At 43.2% G+C, this 18,011-nt stretch carries 13 protein-coding genes; 10 read left to right on the plus strand and 3 right to left on the minus strand.

The genetic code is table 11. The features are described 5' to 3' along the window. Nucleotides 1-119 precede the first annotated feature (119 nt). The 5 genes from ACGG81_RS04275 to ACGG81_RS04295 all read left to right on the plus strand — a co-directional run bounded on the left by ACGG81_RS04275 (nt 120) and on the right by ACGG81_RS04295 (nt 6,213). Nucleotides 120-1,136 (plus strand): BMP family protein, encoded by a 1,017-nt coding sequence (locus tag ACGG81_RS04275; protein WP_016440091.1) that lies wholly within the window; start codon nt 120-122, stop codon nt 1,134-1,136. An 83-nt stretch (nt 1,137-1,219) separates the two neighbouring features. Continuing rightward, nucleotides 1,220-2,743, plus strand: a complete 1,524-nt coding sequence (locus ACGG81_RS04280; protein ID WP_320852213.1) for an ABC transporter ATP-binding protein — start codon at nt 1,220-1,222, stop codon at nt 2,741-2,743. Further along, on the plus strand, nt 2,743-3,777 hold the full coding sequence (locus ACGG81_RS04285; protein ID WP_320852212.1) for an ABC transporter permease: 1,035 nt from the start codon (nt 2,743-2,745) through the stop codon (nt 3,775-3,777). Before ACGG81_RS04280 ends, ACGG81_RS04285 begins: the two co-directional genes overlap by 1 nt. A gap of 2 nt (nt 3,778-3,779) precedes the next feature. Next, a complete protein-coding gene (locus tag ACGG81_RS04290; protein WP_320852211.1) occupies nt 3,780-4,721 on the plus strand; it encodes an ABC transporter permease in 942 nt (313 codons plus the stop codon). 106 nt (nt 4,722-4,827) lie between these two features. After that, nucleotides 4,828-6,213, plus strand: coding sequence for an amidohydrolase (locus ACGG81_RS04295; protein WP_320852210.1), 1,386 nt, complete (start codon nt 4,828-4,830; stop codon nt 6,211-6,213). Between the two features lie 63 nt (nt 6,214-6,276). Here ACGG81_RS04295 and ACGG81_RS04300 read toward each other — a convergent pair whose 3' ends face one another. Both ACGG81_RS04300 and ACGG81_RS04305 read right to left on the minus strand, forming a co-directional pair. Beyond that, a complete protein-coding gene (locus ACGG81_RS04300; protein ID WP_320852209.1) occupies nt 6,277-7,971 on the minus strand; it encodes an FAD-dependent oxidoreductase in 1,695 nt (564 codons plus the stop codon). A gap of 1 nt (nt 7,972) precedes the next feature. Further along, entirely contained in the window at nt 7,973-8,290 is a 318-nt protein-coding gene (locus ACGG81_RS04305; RefSeq protein WP_117576383.1) for a rhodanese-like domain-containing protein, read from the minus strand. Nucleotides 8,291-8,585: 295 nt separating this feature from the next. Here ACGG81_RS04305 and clpB point away from each other — a divergent pair, with 295 nt between their 5' ends. Together clpB and ACGG81_RS04315 are read left to right on the plus strand one after the other, a co-directional pair. Continuing rightward, nucleotides 8,586-11,183 (plus strand): ATP-dependent chaperone ClpB, encoded by a 2,598-nt coding sequence (clpB, locus tag ACGG81_RS04310; RefSeq protein WP_009262858.1) that lies wholly within the window; start codon nt 8,586-8,588, stop codon nt 11,181-11,183. 209 nt (nt 11,184-11,392) lie between these two features. Further along, entirely contained in the window at nt 11,393-12,625 is a 1,233-nt protein-coding gene (locus ACGG81_RS04315) for a DNA polymerase IV (RefSeq protein ID WP_390109786.1), read from the plus strand. 21 nt (nt 12,626-12,646) lie between these two features. On the opposite strand, the gene ACGG81_RS04320 is transcribed toward ACGG81_RS04315, so the two are convergent. Next, nucleotides 12,647-13,522 (minus strand): VanZ family protein, encoded by an 876-nt coding sequence (locus ACGG81_RS04320; protein ID WP_390109789.1) that lies wholly within the window; start codon nt 13,520-13,522, stop codon nt 12,647-12,649. Nucleotides 13,523-13,724: 202 nt separating this feature from the next. On the opposite strand from ACGG81_RS04320, the gene ACGG81_RS04325 reads away from it, so the two are divergent. From ACGG81_RS04325 to def, 3 genes are all read left to right on the plus strand, one after another. Next, nucleotides 13,725-15,197, plus strand: a complete 1,473-nt coding sequence (locus ACGG81_RS04325; RefSeq protein WP_008976363.1) for a UDP-N-acetylmuramoyl-L-alanyl-D-glutamate--2,6-diaminopimelate ligase — start codon at nt 13,725-13,727, stop codon at nt 15,195-15,197. Further along, nucleotides 15,198-17,441, plus strand: coding sequence for a primosomal protein N' (priA, locus tag ACGG81_RS04330; RefSeq protein WP_390109792.1), 2,244 nt, complete (start codon nt 15,198-15,200; stop codon nt 17,439-17,441). It begins immediately after the preceding gene. 99 nt (nt 17,442-17,540) lie between these two features. Further along, the gene (gene def, locus ACGG81_RS04335; protein ID WP_008976361.1) at nt 17,541-18,011 is read left to right on the plus strand and encodes a peptide deformylase; all 471 of its coding nucleotides are present in this window, start codon (nt 17,541-17,543) and stop codon (nt 18,009-18,011) included.

Genomic DNA, 18,011 nt, shown 5'->3' on the forward strand with positions numbered 1-18,011 from the left:
TTATGATAGCACAGAAAACAATATTTGTCATGAAAAATAAGAATGGAATTGACAAAAGCAGAATCATTCATTATAATGAACACGAATAAAACGAATACGTTTGATGAAGGAGAAAGATGATGAAGAAATTTTTCGCTATGATGTTATGTGGAACTTTGACAGCAGGAATTCTTGCAGGATGCGGGGGAGCATCCGGGGAAGAGAAGAAAGAAGCAAAAGATGGAGAACTGAAAGTTGCCCTCTGTGTGACTGGTGCAGTCAATGATATGGGATGGTGCCAGTCTGCGTATGAAGGACTGAAGTTGGTAGAGGAGGAATTAGGATGTGAAATTGCATACACGGAAAATGTGCAGCCATCCGATATGACTTCTGCATTTACTGAATACGCATCGAACGAGTATGATGTTGTGATCGGACATGGATTCCAATTTGGAGATCCGGCATTGGAAGTTGGAGAACTGTATCCGAATACAAAATTTATCTGCATTGAGGCGGATGCTTCAGCAGAAAATGTTGCTTCTTATGTGATGAAGTGTGAGGAGACTGGATATCTTCAGGGAATGCTTGCGGCGGGAATGTCACAGACAGGAAATATCGGATTCATCGGTCCAGTGCAAGGTGCATCTCTCGTAAAGATTATGAATGGGTATGAAGATGGTGCAAAAGAAGTCAATGCAGATATCAAATATCAGACAGCATGGACAGGATCCTTTACAGATACAGCGTTGGCAAAAGAGGCGGCGCAGGCAATGATTGATAATGGTGCGGATGTGATCGGACATTGTGCAAATGAATCTGGAACAGGAGCGTTAAATGCAGCGCAGGATGCAGGAGTATTGGCAACTGGTGATTCCTATGATCAGAGTTCGTTGGCAGAAAATGCAGTGCTTTCTTCTGCAGTATACCATGTTCCAGAATTGATCAAAACGGCAGTTTCTGACATCAAAGAAGGGAAGTTCAAAGGGGAAGTAAAAGAACTTGGAATGGCAGAAGGAATCGTAGAGCTGGTGTATAATGAAAAAATGGCAGAAGAGATTCCGGCAGAAGTAAAGAAGTTGGTAGATGAAACAGAAGCGAAAATCAAAGATGGAAGCTTTGAGGTTCCATGCGATACAAAAGACAGAGCAGGAAAGTAAAGAGCGAATCACATAGAAAGGATGAGGCAGGACAATCGCAGAGAACGTGTATTGGACCTGCCTGTTTTAAAGGAGTTTTCACTATGAATATATTGGAAATGAAACAGATCAGTAAAAAATTTTCTGGTGTTTATGCAAATGAGGCGGTGGATCTGTCAGTCAAAAAGGGAGAAATTCATGCACTACTTGGGGAAAATGGAGCAGGTAAAACGACATTGATGAATATTTTATTTGGGATTTATTCTGCCGATGAAGGAGAAATTTTCTGGAAAGGAAAAAAAGTGAAGTTTTATTCTCCAAAAGATGCTATCGCAGAGGGGATTGGAATGGTGCATCAGCATTTTTCTCTTGTAAATAAAATGACAGTACTGGACAACGTGATACTCGGTCTGAGAAAGCAAGGATTTTTCCTTGATCGAAAAGGAGCAAAAAAGAAATTGGGGGAATTGGCAGAAAAATATGGATTGTCAGTAGATCCAGAAGCAACGATTTCAGAGCTTTCCGTAGGACAGCAGCAAAGAGTGGAAATATTAAAAGCGCTTTATCGTAATGTCGAATTGTTGATCCTTGATGAACCGACAGGCGTATTAACTCCACAAGAGACAGAGCAGTTTTTTGATGTGCTCAGAAAATTGAAGATGGAAGGATATGCGGTGATTATCATTACCCATCGAATGAGTGAAATTATGAGCATCAGTGACCGTGTCACAATATTGCGAGATGGGAAAAAAATTATAGATCTTGTGACAAAAGAAACGAATCCAACGGAGTTGTCCAATTATATGATTGGAAGACAGTTGGATTATGATTTTGAAGTAAAAGAAACCGAACAGAAAAAATCTGCACTGTTCCTTCAAAATGTGACAGTCAGAAAAGCGCACAAAAAGCCTGTATTAGACGAGATTAATCTGGAAGTGTATAAAGGAGAAATTCTTGGAATTGCAGGCGTGGATGGAAACGGTCAGAGAGAGCTGGCGGAAGTAATTGCTGGAATTCAAAAGACGACAAAAGGAAAGATTACATTCTATGGGGAAGAGATTGCAGCAAAAAATATTAAAGAGAGATTTGCACGTGGGATTTCTTACATCTCGGATGACAGGCATCAGGATGGGCTTATCCTTGATATGAATGTGGAAGAGAATTTAATCCTCAGACAGTATGAGAGAAGACCTTACTTGAAGAGCGGGATTTTCCAGAAAAATATCATCCGGGAAAATGCAGTAAAAGCAATTGAAAAGTATCGGATCAAAACATCCGGAACTTCCACGGGAGATACGCAGGTTAAGCTGATGTCCGGAGGAAATCAGCAGAAAATCGTGCTTGCCAGAGAAATTACAGAGCATTCAAAGCTAATTATTGCGAGTCAGCCCACAAGAGGGCTGGATATTGGAGCGACACAGTTTGTGCGACAAGTCTTGATGGAACAGAGAAATGAAGGGAAGAGTGTGATTCTTATTTCAGCAGATTTAGAAGAAATCATGCAGCTTTCTGATAGAGTGGCAGTGATGTTTGGTGGAAAAATTGTCGGTATCCTAAAAAAAGAAGAAGCTGAGCTGGAAAAAATAGGTCTTCTGATGGGTGGGATTACGAAGGAGGAAACAAATTAATGGAAAATAGAAAAAAATTTCTAGATATCATCTGGATCACACTTTTGACGATTGCAGTAGGAACAATCCTGATTCTGTTGTGTGGCGCAAATCCTGTGGAGGCATATCAAAGGTTTTTTGGTGGTGTTTTTGGAAATCTCAATGGATTCTGTGAGATTTTCGTAAAAGCAACCCCTCTGATTTTTACAGGACTTGGATGTGCGGTCGCTTTTCGGACAGGTTTTTTTAATATTGGAGCAGAAGGACAATTTTATATGGGAGCGATTGCGGCGGCAGTTGTCTCTTTAAATCTGACTCAGATTCCGGGGACAATACGAATTTTGATCTCGGTTTTGGCGGGGTTTTTCTGTGGTGGAATTTGGGCATTGCTTGCGGCTTACATGAAGTCAAAATTTGGAATTTCAGAGATTATCGTGACGATCATGCTGAACTATATTGCGATCAACTTTTTGGGAATCGCAATCCGTACATTTTTAATGGATCCAAAGGGGAGTGTTCCACAGTCTGCTAGAATTGAGCGTGATGCAGCTTTTTCTTACTTAATGCCTCCTGCCACATTGCATGCAGGTATTTTTCTTGCAGTCGGAGCTGTTATATTAATTTGGATTTTGATGGAGAAGACAAAATACGGGTATGAGATGAAAGTTGTTGGGATGAACAAACGAGGAGCAAAATGCAACGGAATTTCTGTGATGAAAAATATTGTACTCTCTGCATTTTTAAGTGGTGGACTGGCAGGAATCGCAGGGGTCGTAGAGGTGCTGGCGGTCCAAAGAAAGCTTTTAGAGGGCATTTCTTCTGACTGTGGTTATACAGCGGTTCTGATTGCTTTGATCGCCGGAAATCGTCCGTGGGGTGTTCTTGTGGCGTCAGTTGCATTTGCGGCGATGCAAGTAGGAGCAAATTCTATGCAGAGACAGCTTGGGATTCCATCGGCAATTGTAAGTATTTTAGTAGGATTTGTAGTGCTTCTTATATTAGGAAGAAATATGTTTCAAAAGTCACTGTGGAAAAGAAAAAGCAGGGAGGAATAAGGATGCTGGAACAAATTTTTACAATTACTTTTTTCACTGCATTTTTGGCGGCGGCAGTTCGAATGGCAGTTCCGCTTATTTATGCAGCTTTAGGAGAAGTTTTTCTTGAGAAAACAGGAATTTTAAATATCGGACTGGAAGGCGTGATGTTAGGGGGAGCGTTCGGTTCTTTTGCAGGGGCATTTTATAGTAAAAGTATATTCATTGGATTTTTATGTGGAATGCTGGGAGGATGTCTGGTCAGCCTTATCCATGGATTTTTGTGTATCTATCTGTCACAGGATCAGTCTGTGAGTGGAATTGCTCTGAATATTTTTATGTTGGGAGTGACCAGTTTTGGATACAAACTGATGTCTGCCGGAGAAGCTTATCAGCAGGTGAAAACATTGAAAGTGATACGGATTCCAGTACTAAGTAAAATTCCGGTGATCGGGGAGGCGTTTTTTTGTCAGGATATTATGACTTATCTTGTAGTTCTGCTTGTCATTCTAGCAGCAGTATATTATAAGAAAACATCTTCGGGACTTGCGTTTGCGGCAATTGGAGAGAATCCACAGTCTGCAGATGCAGCGGGGATTTCGGTCTACCGTTATCAGTGGATTGCAATCGTTGTCAACGGAGTTATGGGAGGAATTGGTGGAGCGGTACTTGTCCTTGTGCAGCTTGGAAAATTCTCAGAAAATATGATTTCTGGACGTGGCTACATTGCACTTGCTGCGGTAATATTAGGAAGATATACGCCATTTGGTGCATTAGGAGCAGCTTTTGTTTTCGGAGGAGCAAATGCACTGCAGATTCGTCTTCAGGCATTAGGGGTTCCGTTACCGACACAGGCGCTTGCAATGCTTCCATATGTCATTACATTGGTAACACTACTGATTTCAATTGGAAAGAGCAATCAGCCAGACAAACTTGGAAAACCATATATCCGTGGTTCTAGATAAACACTAAAAGAGCGGTAGTGATAAGATAAAGTGACGTGGAAAAAAGAGAATTATAGATAGGGAAGAAGAATCCTGCAGAATATAGTCAGGATTTTGGAGGAAAGCGATGAGTAAGATTTTAATAAAAAATGCGAAAGCAATTGTAACCTGTAATGAAAAGGATGAGGTATTCTATGATGCGGATCTATTGATTGATGGTCCCAAAATTGTTGCCATTGGGAAAGATCTGAAAGCGGAAGAGGCTGAGGTGATTGATGGGAAAGGCAAATTCGTCTATCCGGGAATGGTGAATACTCATCATCATTTTTTTCAAACATTTGTAAGAAATTTGATTACGATTGACTATCCGCATTTGACGGTGATGGACTGGATTGATAAAATTTATCGTATTTTCCAGAAAATCGATGATCAGGTCATCTATTATTCTTCGATGACAGCTATGGCAGATCTTTTGAAACATGGATGTACGACAGCATTTGACCATCAATATTGTTATACAACTGCTACGGGGAAAAGTCCAGTGGACAGACAGATGGAAGCAGCAGCGCAACTTGGAATCCGTTACCATGCGGGACGTGGGGGGAATACACTTCCGAGGGAAGAAGGAAGTTCTATTCCGGCAGCGATGGTAGAATCAACAGAGGAATTTATCAAGGATTGCGAACGTTTGATTGATACTTATCATGATGCATCACCATATTCCATGAGCCAAATTGTCGTGTCACCGTGTCAGCCGATTAACTGCTATAAAGATACATTTGTGGAATCTGTAAAACTTGCAAGAGATAAAGGGGTTCGCCTTCACACACATTTAGGAGAAGGAGAAAGTGAAGGAATTAGAGCGCGTTATGGTATCCGTACCTTGGAATGGTGCGAACAGATTGGATTTATTGGGGAAGATGTTTTCTATGCACATGCATGGGAATTGACTTCGGAAGAGTATGCGCGGATCGCACAGACAAAGACAGGGATTTCTCATTGCCCGGCACCGGCAGTTCTTGGAGGATTTCCAATACTTGATATCAAAAAGCTTCAGGACATGGGAATAGTTGTCAGTCTTGGATGTGATGGATCTGCAACGAATGATAGCTCTAATGAACTTGATGCACTGCGCATGGCATATTTGATGCAGGCATACCACACAAAGGAAAGAGGCGGAAGTATTTCTGCGTATGATATGTTGAAAGTGGCGACAATCAACGGAGCGAAAACACTTGGAAGAAATGATCTTGGCTCACTGGAAGTTGAAAAGGGAGCAGATTTATTTATTATTGATACAAGAGGGCTGGAATTTACCGGAGCAATCCATGATCCCAAAAATCTGCTTGCAAGAGCAGGTGTGACAGGACCTGTCTGGATGACGATTGTTAATGGAAAGATTGTGTATGCAGATGGGCATCTGACTGGAGTGGATGAGGAGAAATTTGCCAGAGAAGGAGAGGGAGTCTGCACAAAGGTGTTGAGAAGTCAGTTTCCGAATTATTGGAAATAGTAGATATAATACAAGAGGCTTTTTGTCATGCATTTAGGAGTATGGACAAAAAGCCTTGTTGTTTTATGATTGATCCATACCGCAGGCGGCAGCGGATGCAATGAGGCAGCGATCATTCATAACGGCATCATAGAAGCGGAATCCACCGGAGAAGTTGTAAGCACGATATCCATTTCCTTCCAGAATTCTGGTGGCGATATAGCTTCTAAGACCACTTTGACACATGACATAAACTGGTTTCTCTTTTGGGAGTTCTTTTAGGTGTTCGCGCAGAACATCTACAGGGATATTTGTAAATCCAGCCATATGTCCTCTTTCGTATTCCTCAGGGGTTCGTGTATCCAGAAGAATAGCGCTGCCATCCAGGGGAAGCGTTTTAATATCTTCCAGATGGAATTGTTTTAACGTACCATCAGAAATATTTTCTATCATAAATCCAGCCAGATTGACTGGATCTTTGGCAGAAGAGTAAGGAGGGGCATAGGCCAGATCTAATTCTGCCAGATCTGAAGCTTTCATCCCGGCATGGATGGCTGTAGCAAGTACATCGATTCGCTTGTCTACACCTTCATATCCCACAATTTGTGCCCCAAGGATCCGGTAGGTTTCTTTCTCAAATACTACTTTCATCGTCATAACTTTCCCTCCGGGATAATAGCCAGCATGGCTCATAGGAGAGAGAATTACTTTGTCTACAGCCAGACCGGCTTTTCTGGCATTGGTTTCATTTACACCAGTGACAGCGGCAGTCATATCAAATACTTTAATCACAGAACTACCCTGGGAGCCAGGATAAGAACTGTTTTTTCCACAGATATGCTCTGCCGCAATACGTCCTTGCTTGTTGGCAGGTCCGGCAAGAGAAATTAAAGTATCTTGTCCGGTGACGGAATGTTTTATTTGTACGGCATCCCCTACAGCATAAATATCAGGTGCGGAAGTTTGCATATGCGCATTGACTAAAATACTGTCTTTTATACCAAGTTCCAGACCGGCATCTTTAGCTAGTTTTGTGTCCGGAGTAACACCAATAGCTAATACTACCATGTCTGCACAAAGAGGTTCCTCTTCTTTTAAAAGAACACGGACACCATCTGTAGTTTCCTGAAATCCTTCTACCGTATGTCCAAGAGCCAGTTTTACTCCATGTTTACGCATTTCATTATGGAGAAAGGCAGCCATATCTGAATCAAACGGATTCATCAGCTGCTTTGGTCGCTGTACAATGGTGACCTCCATGCCAAGCTCACGGAGATTTTCGGCTAATTCTAATCCGATGAAGCCTCCTCCTGCCAAAACAGCAGACTTTGGTTGGTTTTTCTCAATATAGGTTTTGATCCGCAGGGTGTCTTCTACGGTTCGCAGTGTAAAGAGTTTGTCGATATCTGTACCAGGAAGTTTGGGCTGGGTTGGCTTGGCACCAGGAGAAAGGATGAGCTTGTCATAGGTTTCCTCAAATTCTTCTCCTGTTTCCAGATTCTTTACAGATACTGCATGACGTTCCGGATGCAGGGAGGTAACTTCGTGATGTACCTTCATGGATACGCGGAAACGAGAAAGGAAGCTTTCTGGTGTCTGTAAAGTAAGAAGGTCTGAATCTGTAATTACATCTCCAATGTAATAAGGAAGTCCACAGTTTGCGTAGGAAATAAATCCAGAGCGCTCAAAGACAATGATTTCTGCATGTTCGTCCAATCTGCGGAGTCTTGCGGCAGCAGTTGCACCGCCAGCTACACCGCCTACAATTACAATTTTCATTTTATTTTTCCACCTTTCCTGTATAGGAAGCGATGCCTCCTATATTTTTTACATTCGTATACCCCATTTTTTTGAGTAAGATAACTGCTTGACGACTTCGGGCTCCTGAATGGCAGTAAACGAATACAGGTGTCTGAAGCTGTGTAGCAGGTGTTCCTTCGTATAAGGAGCGTAGAGGGACATTTTTGCTTCCGGGAATATGTCCTTCTTTGTATTCCTCAGGGGTTCTTACATCTAATAGTACGCCTTCTTTTGTATTGTGAAAAGCTAGCAATTCCTGATTAATATCAGGTAGTTTAAAAAAATCGAAAAAACTCATAATGTTACCTCCTTGTCACAGTATATTCGTTCCAATCGTTGATACTGCTGAATGATACAATCGTTGGATATCTTAAATCTGCCAGTTTTTGAAAAGCTGAAAAATAGGCAGAGCATCTATTTCTTTTTCATAATAAAACATTTAAAAGTTGATAAAAATACTATAATACAGAAAAAAGAAATATTCTGTGATGAGATTACAAAAAAAATATTAAAAATGTTAGCACTCGTCTATTGACATGGCTAACAACATATGTTATATCTATTATAGAACAAAAAGAAAGAGAGGTAACAAGATGAACATTAATAAATTTACCCAGAATTCATTGCAGGCGGTACAAGGATGTGAAAAAGTTGCCTATGAATATGGCAATCAGGAGGTAGAGCAGGAACATCTGCTGTATGCTCTTATCATACAAAATGACAGTTTAATCGCAAATCTAATCGAGAAAATGGGGATTCAGAAGCAGTTGTTTAGCAATCGCGTGGAAGAAGGATTAAGAAAACGCACAAAGGTACAGGGCGGACAAATCTACATTGGCCAGGATTTGAACAAAGCTTTGATCCATGCAGAAGATGAGGCAAAACAGATGGGAGATGAGTATGTTTCGGTAGAGCATATTTTCTTATCTCTGTTGAAGTATCCAAACAAGGAATTAAAGGCCATTTTCAGAGAATTTGGAATTACGAGAGAAGGATTTCTTCAAGCACTTTCTACTGTCCGAGGAAATCAGAGGGTGACAAGCGACAATCCGGAGGCTACGTATGATACTTTGAATAAATATGGAAGCGATCTGGTAGAACGAGCCAGAGAACAGAAGCTAGATCCGGTGATCGGGCGTGACGCAGAGATTCGGAATGTGGTCCGGATCCTTTCAAGAAAGACAAAGAATAATCCGGTATTGATCGGAGAACCTGGTGTCGGTAAGACTGCAGCGGTAGAAGGCCTTGCACAGAGAATCGTCAGAGGAGATGTGCCGGAAGGTCTGAAAAATAAAAAGATTTTTGCGCTGGATATGGGGGCACTTGTAGCTGGAGCCAAATATCGCGGGGAGTTTGAGGAACGTCTGAAAGCGGTACTGGAAGAAGTGAAGAACAGTGCTGGGAATATTATTCTTTTCATTGATGAACTTCATACAATTGTTGGTGCAGGAAAGACGGATGGTGCGATGGATGCCGGCAATATGTTAAAACCGATGCTGGCGAGAGGTGAATTACACTGTATTGGTGCGACAACGTTGGATGAATACAGGCAGTATATCGAGAAAGACGCGGCTTTAGAGAGAAGATTTCAGCCGGTTATGGTAGATGAACCGACGGTGGAAGATGCCATTTCTATTCTTCGTGGATTGAAAGAACGCTATGAAGTATTTCATGGTGTGAAGATCACAGATAGCGCACTTGTGGCAGCTGCAACACTCTCCAACAGATATATTACAGACCGTTTTCTGCCAGATAAGGCTATCGACCTTGTAGATGAGGCATGTGCTTTAATTAAGACAGAGTTAGATTCTATGCCGACAGAGATGGATGAACTGCGAAGAAGGATCATGCAGTTAGAGATTGAGGAGGCTGCATTGAAAAAGGAAAATGACAGACTCAGTCAAGAGCGTCTTGTTCATTTGCAGCAGGAACTGGCAGAGATGCGGGATGAATTTGCCGGAAAGAAAGCGCAGTGGGACAATGAGAAAACATCTGTGGAACGTTTGCAGAAGATCCGTGAGGAGATAGAGCAAGTCAATCAGGAGATACAGAAAGCACAGCGTTCTTACGATTTGGAAAAGGCGGCAGAACTTCAGTACGGAAGATTACCGCAGCTGACAAAGCAGCTTCAGGAGGAAGAAGAACGTGTCAAAGGAAAATCGATGACACTTGTGCATGAAAGTGTCACAGAGGATGAGATTGCAAGGATCATCTCACGCTGGACGGGCATCCCGGTGGCGAAGTTAAATGAAAGTGAGAGAAGTAAGACCCTTCATCTGGACGAAGAACTTCATAAAAGAGTGATCGGACAGGACGAAGGTGTGACGAAAGTGACGGAGGCAATTATCCGTTCCAAAGCAGGAATCAAAGATCCTACAAAGCCGATTGGTTCTTTCTTATTCCTTGGACCGACCGGTGTTGGTAAGACAGAACTTGCAAAGGCACTTGCGCAAAGTCTGTTTGACGATGAGAGCAATATGGTTCGGATCGATATGAGTGAATATATGGAAAAATATTCCGTGTCACGTCTGATCGGAGCACCTCCGGGATATGTCGGATATGATGAAGGAGGACAGTTGACAGAGGCGGTGAGAAGAAAACCATATTCTGTTGTACTGTTCGATGAGATTGAGAAAGCACATCCAGATGTATTCAATGTGTTGCTTCAAGTATTGGATGATGGTCGGATTACAGACTCACAGGGACGTACCGTTGATTTCAAAAATACGATTTTGATCATGACATCGAATATCGGTTCTACGTATTTGTTAGATGGAATTGATGAGAATGGGGAAATCAAAGAAGAGAGTGAGACTCTCGTTATGAATGATCTGCGGGCACACTTCCGGCCGGAGTTTTTAAATCGTCTGGATGAAATCATTATGTTTAAGCCACTGACGAAGAAAGATATTTACGAGATTGTTGAGTTGTTGATTCAGGATTTAAATAAAAGATTGCAGGATTCTCAAGTGAAGATAGAACTGACAGAAGCTGCAAAGCAATTTGTTGTGGATGGCGGATATGAGCCGATGTACGGTGCAAGACCACTTAAGAGATTTTTACAGAAAAATGTAGAGACACTGGCAGCAAAGTTGATTCTTTCCGGAGAAATCGGAGCGGAGGATACAATCTTGATCGATGTAGAAGATGGAGCACTCAAGGCGAGAGTCAAGGCGTGGGTAAGATCCTAACAAAGTGAATTCAATCAGCGGAAGCGATTTGTGGAAGCAGTCTGCATGTGGAGCCGTTTTTCGTTGACGAAAGAGGACATTTGTGCAATGATAGAAACAGTACAGATGTTCTCTTTTTGTTGCGCGGAATATTTTTTTGAAATCCCAGATGATAAAGAGATCAGAGATGGAAAAAGTGTACTTTTAATAGGCTAGGGAAAGGAGCAGACATGTCATCCATTATTTTTCATATTGATGTAAATTCCGCTTACTTAAGCTGGACTGCGGTGGAAAAATTGAAAAACGGGTCAGAGATTGATCTGCGAAAGATTCCTTCTATTATAGGAGGAAATCAAGCATCCAGACATGGGGTTGTTCTGGCAAAATCAATCCCTGCAAAAAAGTATGGAGTGAGAACTGGGGAACCAGTAGCAAACGCGCTCAGAAAGTGTGCGACACTGGTAATTGAACCGCCGGATCATAAGATGTACAGACAGTATAGTCAGAGACTGATGGAATTCTTGAAGGGCTATACACCAGAGATTGAGCAGGTCAGTGTTGATGAATGCTATATGGATTTTACAGGGATTGCTTATCGATTTTCCGGTCCGGTTGCGGCGGCAGAGGAAATCAAAGAGCGGGTACGAAAGACCTTTGGATTTACAGTGAATATTGGAATCTCCTCGAATAAACTTCTTGCGAAGATGGCATCGGATTTCGAGAAGCCTGATAAGGTGCATACGTTGTTTCCAGATGAGGTGAAAGAAAAAATGTGGCCACTTCCGGTTTCAGAACTTTATATGGCGGGAAGAGCAAGCGTTGAGGTGTTGGAAAAGCTTGAGATCCGCACGATTGGGGATCTTGCCAGAATGAATCCACAACTTTTGGAGCTGCACATGAAAAGTCATGGGAGGATGCTGTGGGAATTTGCAAATGGGATTACGCATTCCAAGGTGGAAAAGGAGCAGACACAGGCAAAAGGAATCGGCAATTCAACGACACTGTCTCAGGATGTGGTAAGTGAGGAAGAGGCTCAGAAAGTACTTCTGATGTTGGCGGAAAGTGTCGGTGCAAGACTCAGAAAAGCAAAACAGCAGGCGGGGATGGTCAATGTGGAAATCAAATATGCTACATTTCAAAGTGTTTCTCATCAGAAGCAGCTTAGGATGCCGACCAGTTCAGATAGTATTCTGTATGAGAATGCCTGCAGTCTTTTTCGAGAATTGTGGGATGGAAGACCGATTCGTCTGTTAGGAGTCCGGACATCAAAGCTGGTAGATGAGAGTGCACCGCGGCAGATGAATCTATTTGATTATCAGATGGAGCAGGAGGTTCAGAGAAAAAAGAAGGATGCCCGCAATACAAAATATGAAAAGCTTGAAAAAGCGGTAGATGAGATTCGGAAAAAATATGGGGAGCATGCAGTGATGAGAGGAGTGCTGCTCCCGCCAGAAAAAGAATAGTAGAAAAAGGAAAACAAAAGATCAATGCTTTTCTGTAAATTTTTTTACTTCATTGCCAAGCTGCTCTTCAAAAAGGTCTCCAAACCATTCGTTTTCCAAAGAGATGTTTCTTGAGGAAGAAGAGTTTGTTCTTCGTTGCCTGGAGGAGCGCATGACTTCTCGGTAATCTTCCTCTTCGTAATCGTCCTCATAATAATCATTGTAATCGAATGTATCATCGTATTCATCATCGAGCACATCATCATAGCGACGGCGCTTTCTGGAAGAGGAATATTCCCGAGGTTCTGGAGAGTTGTATCGGTAATGATTTGCCGGAGCAGAACGGCATTCGTAGGAGCCGTAAGATCTTCGGGGAGTTCGGCTGCGTCTGGCATTTTTTCGTTCCAGGCGGCGCCGTCTCCGTTCCAACATGCGTGCAGGTGCAAGAAAGATAAAGCAGACGATCCGCACAGTTAAAATTCCGAAGAATACACCGATACTGTCGATGCCTACATCAATCACAGAAGGTCCTCGCCCATCTACGAAGGATTGATGATATTCATCCCCTGCGGCAAATCCGACACAGATCAGTCCGGCGACGACCATAAGCGGAAAACCGCGCAAACCGTAGACGTAAAACGGGAAGGACACTGCGACAGCGAGGATGAAATATTCGCTCATATGTGCAAGTTTGCGGACCGGATATTCGATGCTGGCGGCAACTTCAGAAATTTCCCAGTCCTGAAGTTCTTTATCCAGAACCTGATTTCCGATTTCTACAATTTTTACACTTACTTCATAACTTAAATTTCCTGATTCCTCCCCGGTCTGACCGGAAAAAGAATAGATTATATACATAATTGCCAGTGCCGGCAGAAAAGACAGTGGTTTTAATACAAAGGTGATCAGTTCTTTCATAATGCTTATCCCTCCTTTTTATTATTACGCAACTATATCATTTTTTCAGATATTTGTAAAGGAGGACAAAATTCCCCATTGGGAATCTTCTTAAAATAAAGGAAATAGAGGAAGACTGTTTTACAACTATATCCGAGTGTGTTATTCTATAACTGTTATCCATATCGCAAAGCGGTATGTAGAAAGTCAGGAGGGAAACCGCATGAAATTAACAGCATTGTTAGAACGTTTACAATATGAAGTTGTGCAGGGAACAAAAGAGATAGAAATTACGGAATTGACAAATGATTCCAGAAAAGTAACAGAAGGCAGTGTCTTTGTCTGCATCAGCGGAGCTGTATCAGACGGACATCAGTATATTGAAGAAGTAGGAAAGAAAGGTGCGGCAGCAGTCATTGTGGAGAAGGATGTGGAGGCACCAAAGCATATGACCGTCATCCGTGTGGAAGATACGAGATATGCACTGGCACTTGCATCGGCTGCATATTTCGGATATCCGGCAGAACAGTTGAAAGTAATCGGAATTACAGGAACAAAGGGGAAGACAACAACAACTTATATGGTCAAATCCATTCTGGAAGAGGTCGGACATAAAGTAGGTCTGATCGGAACGATTGAGGCAATCATTGGGGATGAGGTGATCCCGGCGGTCAATACGACTCCGGAGTCTTTTACAATTCATCAATATTTTCGGAAGATGGTCGATGCAGGGTGTGATGCAGTTGTGATGGAAGTGTCCTCACAAGGGCTGATGCTGCATCGGACGGCAGGAATTCCGTTTGAAATCGGAATTTTTACAAACCTGGGGGAAGATCATATTGGACCGAATGAACATAAGGATTTTGAAGACTATAAGAGATGTAAGGGATTGCTTTTCAGACAGTGTAAGATCGGGATTGCAAATGTAGATGATCCCTATTTTAAAGATGTATTCCGAGAGGCTACCTGTGAGATAGAAACATTTGGATTTTCTGAGAAGGCAGATCTTCGCGCCGAACATGCAGAACTGGTGACAAGACCGGGGTACCTCGGGGTAGCCTATCACGTAGCAGGTCTGATGGATTTTGATGTGGAGATTGATATTCCAGGGACGTTCAGCGTGTATAATTCGCTGACAGCCATTGCAGTGTGCAGACACTTTAATGTACCGTCAGAGAAGATTCAAAAAGCGCTGAAAGTAGCGAAAGTGAAAGGGCGCATTGAGATGGTCAAAGTTTCAGATGAATTTACGTTGATGATCGACTATGCGCACAATGCGATGAGTCTTGAGAGCCTTCTGACCACCTTGAAGGAATATCATCCAAAGCGTCTGGTATGTCTGTTTGGATGTGGAGGAAACCGCTCCAAGACGCGCCGCTATGAGATGGGAGAAGTGTCTGGTCGTCTGGCAGATCTGACGATCATTACATCAGATAATCCAAGGTTTGAGGAACCGCAGGAAATTATTGATGATATTAAGATTGGAATGAAGAAGACAGATGGAGCATATGTGGAGATCTGTGACCGGAAGGAGGCAATCCGCTATGCGATCGTCAACGGACAGCCGGGAGATGTGATCGTACTGGCAGGAAAGGGACATGAAGATTACCAGGAGATCAAAGGAGTTAAGTATGCGATGGATGAGCGGGACTTGATTGCGGATATTCTGGCAGAAGAAAGAGAACGGGAGCAGTAAATGTACGCAGATATCATTGTAGATATTACCCATGAAAAATTAGATAAGATCTTTCAATACCGGATTCCAAAAGAGATGGAAGGACGGCTGCAGACTGGGATGGAAGTTTTGATCCCGTTCGGCAGAGCAAATCGTGAGACAAAGGGATATGTGATTGGATTCTCTGAAAAATGTAATTACGATCCGGAGAAGATTAAAGAGATCATACAGATCATCCAGAATCATATTGCGATTGAGGCAAAGCTGGTGGCGCTTGCGGCATGGATGAAGGAACATTATGGTGGAACAATGATACAGGCGTTAAAGACGGTTCTTCCGATCAAGCAGCAGGAGAAACAAAAAGAGCAGAGAAGCATTCGATTGCTTCTTGACAGAAGGGAAGCAAAAGAAAGGCTTTCGTATTTTCTCTCAAAAAATCAAACTGCCAGAGCAAGGGTTGTTGCAGCGCTGTTAGATCGTCCTATTCTTCCGTATGAGTATGTCACAAGACAGCTGAAAGTTACAGCGGCGGTGCTGCGGGCGATGGAAGAGCAGAGAATTCTTCAGATAGAAGCCGAGGTTGTGTACCGCAATCCGGTGACTGCGAAGCGAACAAAGCAACAGTCGTTTTGCTATACTGAGGCACAGCAGGCGGCAATCCATACATTTTGTGAAGAGTATCGCCGGGGAAAACGGGGAACTTATCTCGTGTATGGTGTGACTGGGAGTGGGAAGACAGAAGTCTACATGGAAATGATCGAGCATGTGATCGCGGAAGGAAAGCAGGCGATCGTTCTAATTCCAGAGATTGCCTTGACCTATCAGACGGTCATGCGGTTTTACCAGAGATTTGGCGACCGGGTGTCAATCATCAACTCCAGGCTGTCGAAAGGGGAGCGGTATGATCAGATGATCCGGGCGAAGAGGGGAGAGATCAATGTGATGATCGGTCCCCGCTCGGCGCTGTTTACTCCATTTGAGAGACTGGGACTGATCATCATCGATGAGGAACATGAAGGAACGTATAAGAGTGAACAGACACCACGTTATCATGCGAGAGAGACTGCGATCGCGCGTGCCGCGATGGAGGGGGCAAGTGTTGTGCTTGGCTCCGCAACGCCGTCGATGGAGGCGTTTTATAAAGCGGTGACTGGGGAATTTCGTTTGCTCAGACTTCCGGAACGGGCAAAGCAAAGAGCGATGGCACATGTGACAGTGGCAGATATGCGAAAAGAGCTGGAAAAGGGGAATCGGTCTATTTTCAGTGATGCACTTCGCAGTTTGATGGAAGACCGGTTAAAGAAAAAGGAACAGATTATGCTGTTTTTGAACCGCCGTGGGTACGCGGGATTTATTTCTTGCCGTTCCTGCGGTCATGTCGTGAAATGTCCGCACTGTGATGTGTCGCTTTCTTCTCACAGGAATGGGAAACTTGTATGTCATTACTGTGGGTATGAACAGCTGATGGTGACATCCTGCCCGGAATGTGGATCCAGCCATGTCGGAGGATTCCGTGCGGGAACCCAGCAGATCGAAGAACTGCTTCTGCGGGAGTTTCCGCAGGCGAAAGTCCTTCGAATGGATATGGATACGACGAAACAGAAAGACGGACATGAGAAGATCCTTGCTGCATTTTCAAGCGGGGAGGCAGATATTCTTGTGGGAACACAGATGATCGTAAAAGGACATGACTTTGGAAATGTGACACTGGTCGGAGTTCTTGCGGCGGACTTGTCGCTCTATGCGGACGATTACCGGGCCGGAGAGAGAACCTTTCAGCTTCTGACGCAGGCGGCAGGCCGAGCGGGGAGAGGAGAGAAGGCCGGAGAAGTTGTGATCCAGACATACAGTCCGGAACACTATAGTATTGTAGCAGCGGCAAAGCAGGATTATGAACAGTTTTTTCAGGAAGAAATGACTTATCGCGCATTGATGGGATACCCTCCGGCAAGTCAGCTTATGGCAGTTCTCGTTTCCTGTAAGGAGGAAGAACTTCTTGAGACAGCATGTCACTATCTGAAGGCTTATGCGGAAACATGCTGCAAAAAGTGTGAGAGGGCAGGGACCTCTGTGCAGCTGATCGGACCCGCAAGTCCGTATGTCGGGAAGGTCAGGGATACTTATCGCAGAGTGATTTATCTGAAATCGGAGCAGGAAGCAGTACTTGTGTTCCTAAAGGATCAGCTGGAACAATATATAGAGATCAACAGTGGATTTCAAAATCTTTGGATACAGTTTGATCTGAATCCGATGAGTGTGTTTTAGTGAGCTCAATTACAGCATGATAAAATATATAAGAATAAAAATGGAAAGAAAGGAGAGTATGGCGTAGTTTTATAGGAAATACACCATACGAGAAAGAAAATGGCAATTAGAAAGATTCGTGAAATGGGAGATGACGTGCTGACAAAAGTCTGCAAGGAAGTAGAAAAAGTAACCCCTCGTACAAAAGTGCTGATCGATGATATGTTTGATACAATGTATGATGCGATGGGAGTTGGACTTGCCGCACCACAGGTTGGAGTGTTAAAGAGAATCGTTACGATCGATGTGGGAGAAGGACCGATTCTCCTGATCAATCCGGAGATCATTGAGACTTCCGGAGAGCAGACCGGGGAAGAAGGATGCTTAAGTGTGCCAGGAAAATCCGGTGTGGTGACAAGGCCGAATTATGTCAAAGTGCGTGCATTTGACGAAGATATGAAAGAAATTGTACTTGAGGGAGAAGGACTTCTTGCCCGTGCATTCTGTCATGAGATCGATCATCTGGATGGGCATTTGTATGTAGAAAAAGTAGAAGGCGAACTGGAAGATATGTATTACGAAGAAGACTAG

It is taken from the genome of Faecalimonas umbilicata (genome assembly GCF_042846195.1).
GTDB classification, from domain to species: Bacteria; Bacillota; Clostridia; order Lachnospirales; family Lachnospiraceae; genus Faecalimonas; species Faecalimonas umbilicata.